Below are 18,188 nucleotides of genomic sequence, written 5' to 3' on the forward strand. Positions count from 1 at the left end.
ATTTTATGCCTCTGACTCGCAAAGCCTACCGCGCCGCCATTCTGCACAGCATCGCCGATCCTGCCGAAGTCGGTATCGAAGCCTCTTACGAGTATTTCGAAGATGGCCTGTTGGTGGTCGATAACGGCCAGATCAGCGCCCTTGGTCACGCCAGCGACTTGCTGCCGACCCTGCCAGCCGACATCGAGATCACCCATTATCAGGACGCACTGATCACCCCCGGCTTCATCGACACTCACATTCACTTGCCGCAAACCGGCATGGTCGGCGCCTACGGCGAGCAGCTGCTGGACTGGCTCAACACCTACACCTTCCCGTGCGAAAGCCAGTTCGCCGACAAGGCTCACGCTGACGAAGTCGCGGACATTTTCATCAAGGAACTGTTGCGCAACGGCACCACCACGGCGCTGGTGTTCGGCAGCGTGCATCCGCAGTCGGTGAATTCGTTCTTCGAGGCCGCCGAACAGCTGGACCTGCGGATGATCGCCGGCAAGGTGATGATGGACCGCAACGCGCCGGACTACCTGACCGACACCGCTGAATCCAGCTACGTCGAAAGCAAGGCGCTGATCGAGCGCTGGCACGGCAAGGGTCGCTTGCACTACGCGGTCACCCCGCGCTTCGCCCCGACCAGCACCCCGGAACAGCTGACCCTCGCCGGCCAGTTGCTCAGCGAATTCCCAGACCTGTACATGCAGACCCACATCAGCGAAAACCTCAAGGAAGTCGAGTGGGTCAAGGAGCTGTTCCCGGAGCGCAAGGGCTACCTGGACGTCTACGACCACTACAAACTGCTCGGCGAACGTTCGGTATTCGCCCACGGCGTGCACCTGTGCGATGACGAGTGCGCGCGACTGGCGGAAACCGGCTCGGCGATCGCCTTCTGCCCGACGTCGAACTTCTTCCTCGGCAGCGGCCTGTTCAACCTGCCGATGGCCGAGAAGCACAAGTTGAATGTCGGCATCGGTACGGACGTCGGTGGCGGCACCAGTTTTTCGCTGCTGCAAACGTTGAACGAAGCGTACAAGGTCATGCAGCTGCAAGGTGCGCGACTGAGCCCGTTCAAATCGCTGTACCTGGCCACCCTCGGCGGCGCTCGCGCGCTGCGCTTGGAAGACAAGATCGGCACCCTGCAACCGGGCACCGACGCGGACTTCCTGGTGCTGGATTACAACGCCACACCGCTGCTGAGCTATCGCTTGAAGCAGGCCAATAACATTGCCGAGACGTTGTTTGTGTTGATGACGCTGGGGGATGACCGGACGGTGTTGCAGACGTATGCGGCGGGGAATCAGGTGCATCAGCGCTAGGTTTTTCCGGACACAAAAAAATCCCCCGCAATCGTTGGTTGCGGGGGATTTTTTGTGTCTTTGATGCCGCCTTCGCGGGCAAGCCTCGGACTATCAGAGTTTGGCGACCGGCCGCCCTGGTTTCTTGGTCTGCAACAAATGCGAGAACACCGCATGCAAATCATCCGACGCGCTTTCTTCGTCGAGGTTGAGTTTGCTGTCGATGTGATCCATGTGATGCATCATCAGGTCCACCGCTAGCTCAGCGTTGCGCGCTTCGATGGCGTCGATCAGCTGGGTGTGCTCGTCGTAGGAACAGTGGGAGCGATTGCCGGTTTCGTACTGGGCAATGATCAACGACGTCTGGGACACCAGGCTGCGCTGGAAGCTGATCAGCGGCGCGTTTTTTGCCGCTTCGGCCAACTTCAAGTGGAACTCGCCCGACAGACGAATACCGGCGCCGCGATCACCGCGGGAGAAGCTGTCGCGCTCGTCGTTGACCATCTGGCGCAACTCGGCAATCTGCTCGGCAGTGGCGTGCTGCACCGCCAATTCAGTGATCGCGCGCTCCACCAGACGCCGGGCCATGAACACCTGGCGAGCCTCTTCGACACTCGGGCTGGCGACGACAGCGCCACGGTTCGGCCGCAGCAGCACGACGCCTTCATGGGCCAGGCGCGACAGCGCGCGGCGAATGATGGTGCGACTGACCCCGAAAATTTCCCCCAGCGCTTCTTCGCTCAACTTGGTACCGGGCGCCAGACGCTGTTCGAGGATGGCCTCGAAGATATGCGCATAGACAATATCGTCCTGGGTACCGCTGCGGCCGGCTTTGCCTGCTCGCGGTTGTTTCTTTAGGGGTTGCAACTGTTCGTTCATGGGCACTCGAGTCGGAAGAACTGCGGCGAATTGACCGTGACTGTAATACGGCACAGTGGGTCGCTGGCAAGTATCGCGTAAAAAACACTGCGATTGTACACAATGGAGGGTGGCAACACGACTGTACGGCTGTTTGTCACTTCCGCTGTATTGCAACGACTGGTTACTTTTGAGTTTAGGCTTGAACCCGGGTTTTACCTTTCAAAAGTATAAGGAACACCGCTGTCATGAACGACGTCACGCACACGCAGCTCCGCCCTTTTGCCGATACGTCGCCTTCTGCGATCGTCGCCGGCTTCATTGCGATGATGACCGGTTACACCAGTTCGCTGGTCCTGATGTTCCAGGCCGGGCAAGCGGCGGGCCTGACCAGCGGGCAGATTTCGTCGTGGATCTGGGCGATCTCGATTGGCATGGCAGTGTGCTCGATCGGCCTGTCTTTGCGTTATCGCACCCCCATCACCATCGCATGGTCGACACCCGGCGCGGCGTTGCTGATCACCAGTCTGGGCGGCGTGACCTACGGCGAAGCCATTGGCGCCTACATTACCTGCGCGGTGCTGGTGACGATTTGTGGCCTGACCGGCAGCTTCGAACGGCTGGTGAAAAAGATTCCGGCGTCATTGGCGGCGGCTTTGCTGGCGGGGATTCTGTTCAAGATCGGCAGCGAAATCTTCGTCGCCGCGCAGCATCGCACCGCGCTGGTATTGGGCATGTTCTTCACTTATCTGGTGGTCAAACGCCTGTCGCCACGTTATGCCGTACTCGCCGCGTTGCTGATCGGCACGGCGTTGTCAGGGTTCATGGGGCTGTTGGATTTCAGCGGCTTCCATCTGGAAGTGGCGACGCCGGTCTGGACCACGCCGCACTTCTCCCTGGCCGCGACCATCAGCATTGGCATCCCGCTGTTTGTCGTGGCGATGACCTCACAGAACATGCCGGGCATTGCCGTGCTGCGCGCCGACGGTTACACCGTGCCGGCCTCGCCGCTGATCACCACCACCGGCATCGCTTCGTTGCTGCTGGCGCCGTTCGGTTCCCACGGGATCAACCTCGCAGCCATCAGCGCGGCGATTTGCACCGGGCCGCATGCCCATGAGGATCGCAACAAGCGCTACACGGCGGCCGTCTGGTGCGGGATTTTTTACGGGATTGCCGGGGTGTTCGGCGCGACGCTGGCGGCGCTGTTTGCTGCGCTGCCGAAAGAGTTGGTGCTGTCGATTGCGGCACTGGCGCTGTTCGGCTCGATCATCAACGGCTTGAGCATCGCCATGAGCGAAGTGAAGGAACGTGAAGCAGCACTGATTACCTTTATGGTGACGGCGTCGGGGCTGACGCTGTTTTCCATCGGCTCGGCGTTCTGGGGGATTGTGGCGGGGGTGTTGACGTTGGTGATTCTGAATTGGCGCAACGCCTGAAGCAAAAAAACGGCGACCCTTGGGTCGCCGTTTTTCATTACATCAAGCTACCGGATTGATCGGCTTTTCCGGGTACCAGACGTCGATCAGCGGGCTGACGGTTGCTTCAGTCAGTTCGCTGCGGCCTTTGAGCCAGGCTTCAACAGCGGCACGCTGCTCTTCGGAGACCGAGCCACGCTTCTGCAGGCAAACCAGACCGAAGTCGTCGCCGCCAACATAGCCCAGACCGTTGGCTTCCATGGCTTCTTTGAGGAACGCATCGAGGAAAGCATCAATGGCTTCATCAGCCAAATCTTCTTTGAAATCCAGGTTCAGTTCGAAACCCAGCTCTTGAAATTCATCGACGCACAGCTTTTTGCGCAGACGCTGGGAACGGTTAGTCGCCATTGGAACAATCCTCATAAGTAATAACGGGCGGCACTTTAGCAGTTTAAGGCGCCGATTGCCCGTCTCTCTGGGTTGCAGGCCCTACCGTCGGTAAAAAATAGCGGATTAGAGGACCAGGGTACGGCACAAGCCGCTACACCTTGGGGCATAATGCCGACACTTTCATGACCACTGAGGGAATTTATCTTCATGCCCTCGTCTTTTCCCCCTCGGCTGTAGGGTTTTATTTCACATGATCAAATCTTTGCGTCCATTGCTGCTGGCCGGTTTCCTTCTTCCTCTGGCCTTCTCCATTTCCGCCGCGCCAATCAACACCGGGCTGTCGCCCAACGTCGAAAAAGCCCTGAAGGCCAGCAAACTGCCGGACAGCGCCTTGTCGCTGGTGATGATCCCGCTGAACGGTCCCGGCACCCCGACCATTTTCAACGCTGACGTTTCGGTCAATCCGGCCTCGACCATGAAACTGGTGACCACGTATGCCGCGCTGGAAATGCTCGGCCCGAACCATCAGTGGAAAACCGAGTTCTACACCGATGGCACCCTGAGTGGCGGCATCCTCAACGGCAACCTCTACCTCAAGGGTGGCGGCGATCCGAAACTGAACATGGAAAAACTCTGGTTGCTGATGCGTGACCTGCGCGCCAACGGCGTGACCCAAGTCACCGGCGACCTGGTGCTGGACCGCGGCTTCTTCATGCAACCGCAACTGCCCGAATTCAACGACGACGGCAATGACGAGAACAAACCGTTCCTGGTCAAACCCGACTCGCTGATGGTCAACCTCAAGGCCCTGCGCTTCGTGGCACGCAACGACAACGGCCGGGTGCTGGTGTCGGTAGAACCGCCGATTGCCAGCATTCGCATCGAAAACCAGGTCAAAGCCGTCAACTCCAAGCAATGCACCGGTGGCGTGCGTTACAACCCGGTGACCCAGGCCGATGGCAGTGTGACCGTGACGGTTGGCGGCCAGTTGGGCGAGGGCTGCAGCTCCCAGACTTACCTGTCGCTGCTCGACCACGCGACCTACACCGCCGGTGCCGTGCGCGCGATCTGGAAGGAACTGGGCGGCAGCATCCAGGGCAAGGATGTGCTGGCGCCGACGCCGAGCAACGCCAAGGTGCTGGCCCGGGCCTACTCGCCGGATCTGGCGGAAATCATTCGCGACATCAACAAATACAGTAACAACACCATGGCTCAGCAGCTGTTCCTGAGCCTGGGCCAGAAATACCGCACCGATGCCGACGGTGACGACGCCAAGGCTGCCCAGCGTGTGGTACGTCAGTGGCTGGCGAAGAAAGGCATTACCGCGCCGCACCTGGTGATGGAGAACGGTTCAGGCCTGTCCCGCGCTGAACGGGTGAGCGCCCGTGAAATGGCGGCGATGCTGCAAGCCGCGTGGCGCAGCCCCTACTCCGCCGAGTTCATCAGCTCGATGCCGATTGCCGGCACCGACGGCACCATGCGCAAACGCCTGAAGACCACCGCGATGCGCGGTGAAGCCCACGTCAAGACTGGCACCCTGAACACCGTGCGCGCCATCTCCGGCTTCAGCCGCGACATCAACGGCAATACCTGGGCGGTGGTGGCGATCCTCAACGACAAGGCACCGTTTGGCGCGTCGTCGGTGCTGGATCAGGTGCTGCTGGACCTGTATCGCCAGCCGAAAGTGCCGGAAACGGCTTCGGTGTTGTAACCGGATCTACAAAACACCACAGATCCAATGTGGGAGCGAGCTTGCTCGCGATAGCGGTGTAACAGTCGACATCAATGTTGAATGTGAAGACCCAATCGCGAGCAAGCTCGCTCCCACAGGGCTCCGCATGCCGTTTAGCTCATCTCTCCTTCTACCCGATCCCGTCCTGCCAGTTTCGCCGCATACACCCCCGAATCCGCCCGCAGCAGCAGCGCATCGGCGCCCTCCCCGACTCGCCAACTGGCAATCCCGAAACTGGCGGTCACTGTCCCGACGCCTTCGATCGGCGAACTGCGCAACCCTTGCCATAGCTGCAAGGCCAGGACATGGGCATGCTCGCCGTTGATGTCCGGGCAAAGCACCATGAACTCCTCGCCACCCAGGCGACAGAACACGTCGGTACGGCGCAGCCGATGGCCGATGCGTTCGCACACGATCTGCAACACCCGATCGCCGACCGCGTGGCCATGCTGGTCATTGATGCGTTTGAAATGGTCGATATCGAGCATGATCACCGACAGCTCGCCGCCACCGCGTTCGACCCGGACCATTTCGGTGGTCAGGCGTTCCTGGAAATAGCGGCGGTTGTGGATCCCGGTCAGCGAGTCGGTGATCGATAGCGCCCGCAATTCCTCTTCCACCCGTTTCAAGTCCGAGATGTCCGAGACATAGCCGTGCCAGAGCACGCCGCCACCAGGCAATTCCTCCGGAGTCGCCTCGCCACGAACCCAACGCAGGCCGCGCAGGGGCAGCTCCACGCGGTACTCCTCGCGCCAAGGGCTGAGGGTGTCCGCCGACGCCCGGATCGAAGCGCGGACGCGGGTGGTGTCCTGCGGATGAATCCGCGTGAAAATCGCTTCCGCGTTGAGCAACAGCACATCCGGTTCAAGTTCGTAGATCTCGCGAATACCGTCGCTGGCGTAGATCACGCTGAAGCGCCCATCGAATTCCATCTTGAACTGATAAATCCCGCCGGGTACATGAGCGCTGAGTTTCTTCAGCAACAAATCCCGTGCCGCCAAGGCCTCGTGGACCCGCTTGCGCTCAGTGATGTCGATACAGATCGCCAGGTGCCCGACCCACAAGCCTTGCTCGTCGAGGACCGGGGTCGCCAGCATGTTCACCGTCAAATGGCTGCCGTCGCCACGCAGCAAAGTCCATTCCCGCGCTTCGTGACCGCCTTCTTCGCCGCCCTCGACCAACATCGCCTGGCAGGTCGGAATCGGTTTGCCATAGCACGCGCTCAACTCCGCCGAACGTGCCAGGAGTTCTCGGGGCAGGTGCAGGTTTTCCAGGGTCATGTGACCCACCACCTCGTTGCTGGTGTAGCCAAGCATTTGCTCTGCCCCGGCATTAAAGGTGCGGATAACCCCGCGCAGGTCAGTGGCGATGATCGCCACTTGGGTCGCGGCATTCAGCACGCCACGCAACTGGCCATGGGTGCCGCGCAACTCCTGCTCGCGGGCGCGCAGTTCCTGGGTCCGTTGCTCGACCATTTTCAGCGCCCGTTGACGCTGACTGACCAGCACATAAAGCAAGGCACTGAGCAACAGACTGAGCAAACCGCCTAGCACCACCAGGGTGGTCACCGAAGAGTGATTGGCTCGCAGGAAGGCATCACTGGGCTGAATGTCGACTTGATAGTCATGGTCGGCAAGCCGTAACAGTTGGGTCGCGGCCAACTCACTGGGAGCTGGGGTGTTGGGGGACTCATAAAGCACTTCGTGCCGATCGTCTGTGGATAAGTCGAGGATGCGCACCGAAAGGTAGTCACGGCCAGCCTCCGGCAGCCCGTCCGCCAGCAACTGATGCATGCTGATCACGGCCATGACATAACCGTACGGTTTCACCCCCGCCGTAGCCGGACTATTGCGCAGCAACACCGGTGCGGCCAGCAACACACCGCGCGCATAGGCCGGCTCGATATTGACCAGATGCATTGGCTCCGATACCGCTATGCAGCCGTGCTGATCGGCCCGTTCAAGGGTGGCACGGCGCAAGGGTTGAGCCCACAAGTCGTAGCCCAGCGGCGAGCCGAGTTTGCTTTGGGTCTGGCTATACACCACCGCCACGTACTCATCCCGCTCAGCCGCCAGTTGCAGCTGGCCGTCGGCATTGAGTTCACGCAGGGTGAAGTCGGGTAAACCCTCTGCACGCACCTGGCGTTCAAATTCCGCCCGTTCGGCACCGGTTATCCGCTTGGCGAAGGAATACGCCTGAGTCCGGTGCAGCAGCGGTTGGGTGTAACCGTCGAACTCCGCGCGGGAGACCGAATCGGAATTGGTGAAGAACCGGCGCAGGCCATCGAGGCGCTGCTCCTGATCTTCGAAGCGTTCTTCGATACGGCTGTAACGTTCACTGGCCAGCAGCTGGAAACGTTGCCGCAATTGTTGGTGAAACAAATTCAGCGTCGACCATGCCAGCAATCCCGTGAGAATCCCGCCGACGATCAATACCAGCAGTGCGACCAGCCAGGCCGAGACATCTTCACTGATAAAACCCAGGATTTTGGGGCGCACGGCGTGCAACGACATAGACGCAACTCAAAACGCCAGGTGCGGGAAAGCCCATTGGCCATGCGTTGAGTTATAGCTATTAGCCATCAATTTGACCAGCACAGAAAGAAGCCAAGAGCCTTTAAAAATCAAGGCTCTGTGGATCCAATCCCTTCAAGCGTCAACGAGCCGTGATTTTCCAGGCACGGTGGATTTTGCCATTACGGGCGAAATCCGGATCGATGGTCTGGGCGGTGATTTCCTCGACCGCATAACGCTCGGTGAGGTTTTCCTCGAGCTGGAACTTGCGGAAGTTGTTGGAGAAGTACAACACGCCGCCCGGGGCCAGACGCGCCATGGCCAGGTCGATCAATTGCACCTGGTCACGCTGCACGTCGAAGATCCCTTCCATGCGCTTGGAGTTGGAGAACGTCGGCGGATCGATGAAGATCAGGTCGTATTCGTCACGGCAGGCGTCGAGCCAGGCCATCACGTCGCCCTGCTCCAGGCGGTTCTTGTCGGAGAAACCGTTCAGCGACAGGTTGCGACGCGCCCAGTCCAGATAGGTTTTCGACAGGTCAACGCTGGTGGTGCTGCGCGCGCCGCCCTTGGCTGCGTGAACACTGGCGGTTGCGGTGTAGCTATACAGGTTGAGGAAGCGCTTGCCGGCTGCCTCTTTCTGAATCCGCATGCGCATTGGCCGGTGATCGAGGAACAGCCCGGTGTCGAGGTAATCCGTGAGGTTCACCAGCAGCTTCACGCCGCCTTCATTGACCTCGACGAATTTGCCCTGTGCCGCTTGGCGTTCGTACTGCTTGGTGCCGCTCTGACGCTCGCGACGCTTGACCACCACGCGGCTCTTGTCGATGTTCAGGGCCTGCGGAATGGCGGCCAGGGCATCGAACATGCGCGCCGAGGCTTTTTCCGGATCGATGGACTTCGGCGCGGCGTATTCCTGGACGTGGACCCAATCCTGATACAGGTCGATGGCCATCGAGTATTCCGGCATGTCGGCATCGTAGACGCGATAGCAGTCGATGCCTTCACGCTTGACCCACTTGCCCAGCGCCTTGAGGTTTTTCTGCAGGCGATTGGCAAACATCTGCCCGCCTTCGCTCAAGCGCGGTTGCTCGATCACCACCGGTGCCGGTTTGATCGGGTTACCGTTCTTGTTGTACTTCTCGTACTTGCCCGGTGCCACATCGTTGTCGGCGACTTCGACTTCGACTTCAGCTTGCTCACGCTCGACCTGACGCTGTTCCGGGGTGCGACGTTCGCCAGTCACGAACTGGTCTGGCGTGACCTTGATCAGCAGCAATTTGCACGGCAATGCGCCGTTCCAGAATGAATACTGTTTGTGGCTGCGGATGCCCATGCGCTTGCCCAGGTCCGGGGCGCCGGTGAATACCGCAGCTTCCCAGTTCAGGCAGGCCTGACGCAGACGTTCGCCGAGGTTCTGGTAGAGATAGAGCAAGCTCGCTTCGTCACCCAAACGCTCGCCGTACGGCGGGTTGCAGATCACCAGGCCTTTCTGGTTCTGGTCCGGACGTGGCTCGAACGTCCCGACTTCGCCCTGATAGATCTTGATCCACTCGCTCAGGCCGGCACGTTCAACGTTGTTGCGGCCCGGTTGAATCAGGCGCGGATCGGCTTCGTAACCGCGAATCCACAGCGGTGGCTTGGCCAGACCGGCCGCGCAACGCTCAGTGGCTTCTTCGTGAAGCTTTTTCCACAGGGCCGGGACGTGACCAAGCCAGGCGGTGAAGCCCCACTGTTCGCGACGCAGGTTCGGCGCCATGTCGGCGGCGATCATCGCGGCTTCGACGAGGAACGTACCGACACCGCACATCGGGTCAGCCAGCGCGCCGCCATCGGCCGCAATGCGTGGCCAGCCGGAACGGATCAGGATCGCGGCCGCGAGGTTTTCCTTCAGCGGCGCCGCGCCCTGCTGCAGACGGTAACCGCGCTGGTGCAAGCTGTGGCCGGACAGGTCGAGGGACAGGATCGCTTCGCCACGGTCCAGGCGCAGGTGAATGCGCAGGTCCGGGTTGAGCTTGTCGATGGACGGACGATCGCCCTGCGGCGTGCGCAGTTTGTCGACGATGGCGTCCTTGACCTTCAAGGCGCCGAAGTGGGTGTTGTCGATGCCCGAGCCGTGACCGCTGAACTCGACGGCCAGGGTGCCATCGTTGAGCATGTGGTCTTGCCACTCGATATCGAGCACGCCGTGATAAAGGTCTTCGGCGTCCTTCATCGGGAAACGCTTGAGCACCAGCAGCACCCGGTTCGCCAGACGCGACCACAGGCACAGGCGATAAGCGGTTTCCATGGTGGCCATGCCACGCACAGCCGAGGTGTGCTCACGCGCGTCCTCAAGGCCAAGCCCGACGGCTTCCTCGATGAGCAGGCCTTCAAGGCCTTTTGGGCAAGTGAGGAAGAGTTCGAAACGATCGGACATGGTAATTCCAGAGCCTTTAGCTAAGTGAACCGGCAACGCATTGCCGGCCCGGTTTTCAATCAGGCGCTTTTCTAAAAGAGCGCCCGCGTGGCACGAAGGTGTGCCGTCCCACCCCTGCAAGCTCGGGTTAAAAGAGCTTAGATGCAAAGACAGATAAAAAAGTTGATGCAACAAAATGTCATAAGTCGACCCTTCGTCGAATAATGCCCCACTGCAACGCGAGCCATTCTCAGCAAAGGATTAATCCCATCATCCAGCGCGGGGCTGATCATACCGGGGTTTGGCCAATAAACACGGGCAAACATCGTGTTACTTATGGCCATACCATCTTTATCGTTACGTTCTTATGACAAAACGATCATTCCCTCGATGTGACGCATTGGTTAGAACTCAACACAGGTTGACGCCGCAATGACGTCAACACCTTGGCTCGCGACGCCGGCAGCGAGCCCCAACGGCAGGAGTTTTTCTGCCAGACCTCAATTGAGGTCAACGCGATAAATACAGTCAACAAGTGAGGGCAACACCCTATGAGAAGACTTAAGCGTGATCCGTTGGAAAGAGCATTTTTGCGCGGATATCAATATGGCGTTGGTGGCAAATCCCGTGAGCTTTGCCCATTTACTCTACCGTCGGTACGCCAAGCCTGGATTAACGGCTGGCGAGAAGGACGCGGCGACAACTGGGACGGTATGACCGGCACTGCGGGAATCCATAGACTCAACGAACTTCACGCCGTCGGCTAACACAGGGCACACTCCGACACGACAATCTGATTACGTAACGACTTACCACGCACGCCCCATCCGGGCGGCGGGCTTCGGCCCAGGGGCTCCTTCGAGGAGCCCTTTTTTATGCCTGCCAAAATCTCACCTTGAGCAGCATACATCTCTGTGGGAGCGAGCTTGCTCGCGATAGCGGCTTAACATTCAACAATGACGTTGGCTGCAAGTCCGTCATCGCGAGCAAGCTCGCTCCCACAGGGATCAGCGCAGGGCGGCGATGGCGTCTACGGATTCACGAATCAGCGCCGGGCCTTTATAGATGAAGCCGGAATAGAGCTGCACCAGGCTGGCACCCGCAGCGATTTTCTCAGCCGCGTGCTTGCCTTCGGTGATGCCGCCCACGGCGATGATCGGCAAGCGACCGGCCAACTCGGCCGCCAGCACCTTCACGGTGTGGGTGCTCTTGTCGCGAACCGGTGCGCCGGACAAACCGCCCGCCTCGTCACCGTGTTCCATGCCTTCAACGCCGACGCGGCTCAGGGTGGTGTTGGTGGCGATCACCGCGTCCATCCCGGTTTCGATCAGCGCTTGCGCGACCTGAGCGGTTTCTTCGTCGGTCATGTCCGGCGCAATCTTGATCGCCAGCGGTACATGTTTGCCATGGCGCAGCGCCAGTTCAGCGCGGCGCGTGGCCAGGTCGGCCAACAATTGCTTCAGCGAATCGCCAAATTGCAGGCTGCGCAGGCCAGGGGTGTTCGGCGAGCTGACGTTGACCGTCACGTAGCTGGCGTGGGCATAGACCTTGTCCAGGCAGATCAGGTAGTCGTCGACCGCCCGCTCAACCGGGGTATCGAAGTTTTTGCCGATATTGATGCCCAGCACGCCCTTGAACTTGGCCGCCGCCACTCGAGCCAGCAGGTGATCGACACCGAGGTTGTTGAACCCCATGCGGTTGATGATCGCCTCGGCTTCCGGCAGACGGAAGATGCGTGGCTTCGGGTTGCCCGGCTGCGGACGCGGGGTGATGGTGCCGATTTCGACAAAACCAAAACCCAGTTGCGCAAAACCGTCGATGGCCGCGCCGTTCTTGTCCAGACCGGCCGCCAGTCCGACCGGGTTCGGGAAGTCCAGCCCCATGACGGTCACCGGCACTTTCGCCGGCGCCTTGCACAGCAAGCCGTTGAGGCCCAAACGCCCGCCCGCGCCGATCAGGTCCAGGGACAGATCGTGGGAGGTTTCCGGGGAAAGTTTGAACAACAGCTGACGGGCCAGGGTGTACATGGGCGGGTTTGACTCTGGGCTACGAAAAGTGGCGGCGATTATAGCCGGGCATCGGGGTTGCAGGCGAGGCGCGCGACAAAATCAGCGAGCGATGGCATATGCCTTGCACCGTCACTGACATCAGCACTCATGCCAACGGCGGGATGAGTCGAAAGACAAAGGCGTCGTCACTTGGCCTTGCCCTGGCAAGCAGTCCGGTACGGCGCTTTTTTATGGAAGGTGTTTACAGATGATTGAAGTTCCAGCCAACCCTCTGGCCTGGGTCAACGGCAGCGATGCCCCGGAAAAGACCGAAATCAACCTCGGCTTCATGGCCCTGAGTGACTGCGCCTCGGTAGTGGTCGCGGCCACGCAGGGCTTCGCCCAACCTTATGGCCTGACCCTGAACCTCAAGCGCCAGTCGTCCTGGGCCAACCTGCGGGACAAACTGGTCAGTGGCGAACTCGACGCCGCCCACAGCCTGTACGGTTTGATCTACGCCGTGCATTTGGGCATCGGCGGTGTCGCGTCGACCGACATGGCGGTGCTCATGGGCCTGAATCAGAATGGCCAGAGCATCAACCTCTCCCATGGCTTGCAGGCGCTGGGTGTGACCAGTCCTGAAGCACTGGACCGGCACGTGCACCAAAGTCGCCCAAAACTCACCTTCGCCCAGACATTTCCAACCGGCACCCACGCCATGTGGCTGTATTACTGGCTCGCGAGTCAGGGCATCCACCCGTTGCAGGACGTCGACAGCGTGGTGGTGCCGCCGCCACAAATGGTCGCGCACCTGCAAGCCGGGCGCATCGACGGCTTCTGCGTCGGTGAGCCATGGTCCGCCAGCGCGGTGCAGCAAAATCTGGGGTTCACGATGGCAACCACCCAGACCATCTGGCCCGATCATCCGGAAAAAGTCCTCGGTTGCACCCGCGCCTTTGTCGAGCACTATCCCAACACCGCCCGGGCGCTGGTGATGGCGATTCTGGAGGCCAGCCGCTTCATCGAAGAAAGCACCGAGAATCGCCGCAGTACCGCGAAGCTGTTGAGCGCGCCCGAATACCTCGACGCGCCACTCGATTGCATCGAGCCGAGGTTGCTTGGCGACTACGCCGATGGCCTGGGTAATCGCTGGCAGGACCCACACGCACTGCGCTTCCATGGTGATGGCGAGGTCAACTTGCCGTATCTGTCCGATGGCATGTGGTTCATGACCCAGTTCCGCCGTTGGGGGTTGTTGCGCGACGACCCGGACTACCTGGGCGTGGCCCGTCAGGTCCAGCAACTAGACTTGTATCGAGAGGCCGCCACCGCCGTAGGTGTGGCCGTGAGTGATCAACCAATGCGCAGCAGCCAATTGATCGAAGGCAAGGTCTGGGACGGCCTGGACCCCGTCGGCTATGCCCGCAGTTTCAAGCTGCACGCCATGAGCGACAGCTCGCCCCTTCTCGCCAGCCGCTGACAGGAGACTGCAAATATGTTGCGTATCCTGCTGATCAACGACACCGCAAAGAAAGTCGGTCGCCTTAAGGCGGCCCTGACCGAAGCCGGGTTCGAGGTGATCGACGAGTCGGGTCTGACCATCGACCTGCCCGCGCGCGTCGAAACGGTGCGTCCGGACGTGATTTTGATCGATACCGAGTCACCGAGCCGCGATGTGATGGAGCAAGTGGTGCTGGTGAGCCGCGATCAACCGCGGCCGATCGTGATGTTTACCGATGAACATGACCCCGATGTGATGCGTCAGGCGATCAAGTCCGGGGTCAGTGCCTACATCGTCGAAGGCATCCACGCACAGCGTATGCAGCCGATTCTCGACGTGGCCATGGCGCGCTTTGAAAGCGACCAGGCCCTGCGCGCCCAACTCAACGCCCGTGACCAGCAACTGGCCGAGCGCAAGCGCATCGAGCTGGCCAAAGGATTGCTGATGAAAATGAAGGACTGCAACGAGGAAGAGGCCTACACCCTGATGCGCCGGCAGGCCATGAGCCGGCAGCAGAAGCTGATTCAGGTGGCGGAGCAGATCATCGCCATGAGCGAGCTGCTCGGCTAACCGATCGTTCCCACGCTCCGCGTGAATGTGGCACAGATCTCGCTAGGTAATCGCTACAGGTAACCAACGGCGGTTGCCCCACCTACGACAAAGACGTCGCTCACCTCATTTGCCTTTTGGCGAATCCGGTGGCGGCGTTTTTTTGTTTTGGCCCCACAGACCGGGGCCGGTGGTGCGGCCGATGGGGCGCCCCACCTGCAAGCTCATGACTCCTTCTCGAGACTCCTAACAGCTGAGGTGCGCGATGAAATCAAGCTTCTGGAAATCTGGCCATACCCCGACATTGTTCGCGGCCTTCCTCTATTTCGACCTGAGTTTCATGGTCTGGTACCTGCTCGGCCCACTGGCAGTGCAGATTGCCGCCGACCTGCATCTGACCACCCAACAGCGCGGGCTGGTGGTGGCCACGCCGATTCTGGCCGGGGCGGTATTGCGCTTTGTAATGGGGTTGCTGGCTGATCGCCTGTCGCCGAAAACCGCCGGGCTGATTGGCCAGGTGATCGTCATCTGCGCCCTGTTCGGTGCCTGGAAACTCGGCATTCACAGTTACGAACAAGCGTTGGTGCTGGGCCTGTTCCTCGGCATGGCCGGCGCATCCTTCGCCGTCGCCCTGCCGCTGGCCTCGCAATGGTATCCACCACAACACCAAGGCAAAGCCATGGGCATCGCCGGTGCCGGTAACTCGGGCACCGTGCTCGCGGCACTGATCGCCCCGGTGCTGGCCGCTGCATTTGGCTGGAGCAACGTGTTCGGCTTCGCCCTGATCCCGCTGATTCTGACCATCATCGTCTTCGCCTGGCTGGCCAAAAACGCGCCTGAGCGGCCGAAAGCCAAGTCCGTGTCCGACTACTTCAAGGCCTTGGGCGACCGCGACAGCTGGTGGTTCATGTTTTTCTACAGCGTAACCTTCGGCGGCTTCATCGGCTTGGCCAGCGCCCTGCCCGGCTATTTCAACGACCAATATGGCCTCAGCCCGGTGACCGCTGGTTACTACACCGCAGCCTGTGTGTTCGGTGGCAGCTTGATGCGTCCGTTGGGCGGCGCTCTGGCCGACCGTTTCGGTGGCATTCGCACCCTCTTGGGGATGTACACGGTGGCGGCGGTCTGCATCGCAGCGGTGGGTTTCAATCTGCCGAGTTCCTACGCGGCACTGGCGCTTTTCGTCTGCACCATGCTCGGTTTGGGGGCAGGTAACGGTGCGGTTTTCCAATTGGTCCCGCAGCGTTTTCGTCGCGAGATCGGGGTGATGACCGGTTTGATCGGCATGGCCGGCGGTATCGGTGGGTTTGCACTGGCAGCGGGCATGGGCGCGATCAAGCAAAGCACCGGCAGCTATCAACTGGCCTTGTGGTTGTTCGCCAGCCTTGGCGTGCTCGCCTGGTTCGGTCTGCACGGCGTGAAACGTCGCTGGAGAACCACTTGGGGTTCGGCGGCCGTGACCGCTGCGCGGGTGTGAGGGCTGAATGAGCCTGCAACTGAGTTTTGCCGAAGCGAGCGCCATTGGCCCTCGCGAGGAGAATCAGGACGCCCTGCGCCTGGTCACTCCGGCCCCGGCGCTGGCGGCGAGCAAGGGTTACCTGTTCGCCATCGCGGATGGTGTCAGCCAGTGCGCCGATGGTGGCCTCGCCGCCCGCTCGACGTTGCAGGCCCTGGCGCTGGATTACTACGCCACGCCGGAAACCTGGGGCGTCGCGCAGGCATTGGATCGCCTGCTACTGGCACAAAATCGCTGGTTGCAGGCCAATGGCGGTGGGCAACCGTTGCTCACCACTGTCAGTGCTTTGGTCATGCGCGGTAGGCGTTTTACCTTGGCCCATGTCGGCGATTGCCGGGTTTATCGCTGGCACGCCGACACCTTGCAACGGGTCAGCGAGGATCACGTCTGGGACCAGCCGGGCATGCAGCATGTGCTCAAACGAGCGCTGGGGCTCGATCAGCATTTGGTGCTGGATTTTCTCGATGGCGAACTGCGGTTGAACGAAAGTTTCGTACTGCTCAGCGACGGCATTTGGGCCGTGCTGGGCGATACCGCGATTGCGGCCATTCTGCGCGATCAACCGGATTTGAACAGCGCTGCGCAGACCTTGGTCAACGCGGCGCATCTGGCCGGCAGCCAGGACAACGCCAGCGCCTTGCTGGTGCGGGTCGATGCCCTCGGTGAAACTAGCATTGGCGATGCGTTGATTCATTTGCAGCAATGGCCGCTGCCGCCCGCCTTGAAACCAGGCCAGGCTTTCGAAGGTTGGCAGGTCGAAGGGATACTCGGCCAGAGCCAGCAGTCGTTGCTCTATCGGGTACGCGATGGGCAACAACAACCCTGGCTGCTGAAAACCTTGCCCGGTGCGCTGCGCGACGATCACTTGGCTGGGCAGGCGTTGCTGTCGGAAGAATGGTTTCTCAAGCGCGTGGCCGGGCGGCATTTCCCTGAAGTCCATGCCGCCAGTCAACGTCAGCATTTGTACTACGTGATGCGGGAATATTCCGGATTTACCTTGGCGGAGTTGCATGCCGATGTTGGACCGTTGCCTCTGCCCCAATGGCAGGATCTGGCCGAACGCCTGCTGCGAGCCGTTGGCATGCTGCATCGACGACAGATTCTCCATCGCGATATCAAACCGGAGAACCTGCTACTGGGGGACGACGGCGAATTACGCCTGTTGGACTTCGGTCTCGCCTACTGCCCCGGCCTCTCCGAAGACCAGCCTTCTGCCCTGCCCGGAACGCCCAGCTATATCGCGCCGGAAGCCTTTCGCGGGGAAGCACCGACACCGCAGCAAGATCTGTATGCCGTCGGCGTGACCTTGCATTTCCTGCTCACCGGGCATTATCCCTACGGCGAAATCGAAGCCTTCCAGCGCCCGCGGTTCGGGGTTCCTGTCAGCGCCAGTCGCTATCGACCTGACCTGCCGGAATGGATTGCGCAAAGTCTGGAGCGCGCCGTGGCGGCGGATCCGGGTCAACGCTTTGAAACGGCGGAGGAATGGTTACTGCTGCTGGAACAGGGCGAGCGGCGCAGTTTGAGCGTGCGACCCAGACCGCTGCTGGAGCGCGAACCGTTGAAGGTCTGGCGGACCTTGGCGCTCGTGTCGCTGGTGGTGAATCTGGTGCTGCTGATTTTGCTGTTTCATGGCTAACACCGATCCCTTGCAGCAGCTGGCGAAGCCTGCGTTCGGCTGCGAAGCAGTCGCAAATGCGGTACTCGCGGTGTATCTGAAAAACCGAGTTGCCTGATTTCACGACTGCTTCGCAGCCTAACGCAGGCTTCGCCAGCTGCTACAGAGACCGCGCCAATTGCGGGCAACGTGCATTGATTCGGTGCAAAAACATCCCAATCAAACGCCGAGACCGCGACTAACCCAGCAAATACGGGGTGATGAAGAACTTGGCACAACCACTGCATTACCTTTCCCACCATTACATAAAGCCCAGCCTTCAACGACGAAGGATGCGCTGCCCGAGAGAACGGGACCAGGACAAAGGCGTCCTCGCTAGGCAACTAGCGGGACGCCTTTTTTTGTTTGCGCGAATTTG

The 18,188-nt window shown here is 60.4% G+C and carries 13 protein-coding genes; 8 read left to right on the forward strand and 5 right to left on the reverse strand.

The features are described from left to right. Nucleotides 1–5 precede the first annotated feature (5 nt). A complete protein-coding gene (guaD, locus tag MO767_RS04955) occupies nt 6–1,310 on the forward strand; it encodes a guanine deaminase (RefSeq protein WP_282479633.1) in 1,305 nt (434 codons plus the stop codon). Between the two features lie 93 nt (nt 1,311–1,403). On the opposite strand, the gene MO767_RS04960 is transcribed toward guaD, so the two are convergent. After that, a complete protein-coding gene (locus MO767_RS04960) occupies nt 1,404–2,168 on the reverse strand; it encodes a GntR family transcriptional regulator (protein WP_282479634.1) in 765 nt (254 codons plus the stop codon). A gap of 227 nt (nt 2,169–2,395) precedes the next feature. Between MO767_RS04960 and MO767_RS04965 the strand changes: the two genes are divergently transcribed. Beyond that, the gene (locus tag MO767_RS04965) at nt 2,396–3,586 is read left to right on the forward strand and encodes a benzoate/H(+) symporter BenE family transporter (RefSeq protein WP_282479635.1); all 1,191 of its coding nucleotides are present in this window, start codon (nt 2,396–2,398) and stop codon (nt 3,584–3,586) included. Nucleotides 3,587–3,628: 42 nt separating this feature from the next. Here MO767_RS04965 and MO767_RS04970 read toward each other — a convergent pair whose 3' ends face one another. Continuing rightward, entirely contained in the window at nt 3,629–3,973 is a 345-nt protein-coding gene (locus tag MO767_RS04970) for a YggL family protein (protein ID WP_007896965.1), read from the reverse strand. A gap of 232 nt (nt 3,974–4,205) precedes the next feature. Between MO767_RS04970 and dacB the strand changes: the two genes are divergently transcribed. After that, nucleotides 4,206–5,666 carry a D-alanyl-D-alanine carboxypeptidase/D-alanyl-D-alanine-endopeptidase gene (dacB, locus tag MO767_RS04975; protein ID WP_282479636.1) on the forward strand — a complete coding sequence of 487 codons (1,461 nt, stop codon included), beginning with the start codon at nt 4,206–4,208 and terminating at the stop codon, nt 5,664–5,666. Nucleotides 5,667–5,800: 134 nt separating this feature from the next. Here the strand turns inward: dacB and MO767_RS04980 are convergent, their stop codons facing one another. Both MO767_RS04980 and rlmKL read right to left on the reverse strand, forming a co-directional pair. After that, nucleotides 5,801–8,200: a GGDEF domain-containing protein gene (locus MO767_RS04980; RefSeq protein WP_282479637.1), complete on the reverse strand. Its 2,400-nt coding sequence runs from the start codon at nt 8,198–8,200 to the stop codon at nt 5,801–5,803. A 142-nt stretch (nt 8,201–8,342) separates the two neighbouring features. Then, a complete protein-coding gene (gene rlmKL / locus MO767_RS04985) occupies nt 8,343–10,619 on the reverse strand; it encodes a bifunctional 23S rRNA (guanine(2069)-N(7))-methyltransferase RlmK/23S rRNA (guanine(2445)-N(2))-methyltransferase RlmL (protein ID WP_282479638.1) in 2,277 nt (758 codons plus the stop codon). A gap of 530 nt (nt 10,620–11,149) precedes the next feature. On the opposite strand from rlmKL, the gene MO767_RS04990 reads away from it, so the two are divergent. Continuing rightward, nucleotides 11,150–11,365, forward strand: a complete 216-nt coding sequence (locus tag MO767_RS04990) for a ribosome modulation factor (protein ID WP_003223300.1) — start codon at nt 11,150–11,152, stop codon at nt 11,363–11,365. Between the two features lie 240 nt (nt 11,366–11,605). Here MO767_RS04990 and MO767_RS04995 read toward each other — a convergent pair whose 3' ends face one another. Next, nucleotides 11,606–12,625, reverse strand: coding sequence for a quinone-dependent dihydroorotate dehydrogenase (locus MO767_RS04995; RefSeq protein WP_282479639.1), 1,020 nt, complete (start codon nt 12,623–12,625; stop codon nt 11,606–11,608). Between the two features lie 229 nt (nt 12,626–12,854). Here MO767_RS04995 and MO767_RS05000 point away from each other — a divergent pair, with 229 nt between their 5' ends. The 4 genes from MO767_RS05000 to MO767_RS05015 all read left to right on the forward strand — a co-directional run bounded on the left by MO767_RS05000 (nt 12,855) and on the right by MO767_RS05015 (nt 17,791). Continuing rightward, entirely contained in the window at nt 12,855–14,066 is a 1,212-nt protein-coding gene (locus MO767_RS05000; RefSeq protein ID WP_282479640.1) for a CmpA/NrtA family ABC transporter substrate-binding protein, read from the forward strand. 15 nt (nt 14,067–14,081) lie between these two features. Beyond that, nucleotides 14,082–14,657, forward strand: coding sequence for an ANTAR domain-containing protein (locus tag MO767_RS05005; RefSeq protein ID WP_282479641.1), 576 nt, complete (start codon nt 14,082–14,084; stop codon nt 14,655–14,657). Between the two features lie 244 nt (nt 14,658–14,901). Beyond that, nucleotides 14,902–16,113, forward strand: a complete 1,212-nt coding sequence (locus MO767_RS05010; protein WP_129442812.1) for a nitrate/nitrite transporter — start codon at nt 14,902–14,904, stop codon at nt 16,111–16,113. A gap of 7 nt (nt 16,114–16,120) precedes the next feature. Then, entirely contained in the window at nt 16,121–17,791 is a 1,671-nt protein-coding gene (locus tag MO767_RS05015) for a bifunctional protein-serine/threonine kinase/phosphatase (RefSeq protein WP_282479642.1), read from the forward strand. Nucleotides 17,792–18,188 lie beyond the last annotated feature (397 nt).

The sequence above is a fragment of the Pseudomonas sp. UYIF39 genome, assembly GCF_029963765.1.
In the GTDB taxonomy this organism is placed as follows: Bacteria; Pseudomonadota; Gammaproteobacteria; order Pseudomonadales; family Pseudomonadaceae; genus Aquipseudomonas.

Bases quoted from the DNA above. Each gene is read 5' to 3' on its own strand.
- MO767_RS04995 (WP_282479639.1), bottom strand. From the start codon at position 12,625: ATGTACACCCTGGCCCGTCAGCTGTTGTTCAAACTTTCCCCGGAAACC.
- MO767_RS04990 (WP_003223300.1), top strand. From the start codon at position 11,150: ATGAGAAGACTTAAGCGTGATCCGTTGGAAAGAGCATTTTTGCGCGGA.
- MO767_RS05005 (WP_282479641.1), top strand. From the start codon at position 14,082: ATGTTGCGTATCCTGCTGATCAACGACACCGCAAAGAAAGTCGGTCGC.
- MO767_RS05000 (WP_282479640.1), top strand. From the start codon at position 12,855: ATGATTGAAGTTCCAGCCAACCCTCTGGCCTGGGTCAACGGCAGCGAT.
- MO767_RS04980 (WP_282479637.1), bottom strand. From the start codon at position 8,200: ATGTCGTTGCACGCCGTGCGCCCCAAAATCCTGGGTTTTATCAGTGAA.
- rlmKL (WP_282479638.1), bottom strand. From the start codon at position 10,619: ATGTCCGATCGTTTCGAACTCTTCCTCACTTGCCCAAAAGGCCTTGAA.
- guaD (WP_282479633.1), top strand. From the start codon at position 6: ATGCCTCTGACTCGCAAAGCCTACCGCGCCGCCATTCTGCACAGCATC.
- MO767_RS05015 (WP_282479642.1), top strand. From the start codon at position 16,121: ATGAGCCTGCAACTGAGTTTTGCCGAAGCGAGCGCCATTGGCCCTCGC.
- MO767_RS04965 (WP_282479635.1), top strand. From the start codon at position 2,396: ATGAACGACGTCACGCACACGCAGCTCCGCCCTTTTGCCGATACGTCG.
- MO767_RS04960 (WP_282479634.1), bottom strand. From the start codon at position 2,168: ATGAACGAACAGTTGCAACCCCTAAAGAAACAACCGCGAGCAGGCAAA.
- dacB (WP_282479636.1), top strand. From the start codon at position 4,206: ATGATCAAATCTTTGCGTCCATTGCTGCTGGCCGGTTTCCTTCTTCCT.
- MO767_RS05010 (WP_129442812.1), top strand. From the start codon at position 14,902: ATGAAATCAAGCTTCTGGAAATCTGGCCATACCCCGACATTGTTCGCG.
- MO767_RS04970 (WP_007896965.1), bottom strand. From the start codon at position 3,973: ATGGCGACTAACCGTTCCCAGCGTCTGCGCAAAAAGCTGTGCGTCGAT.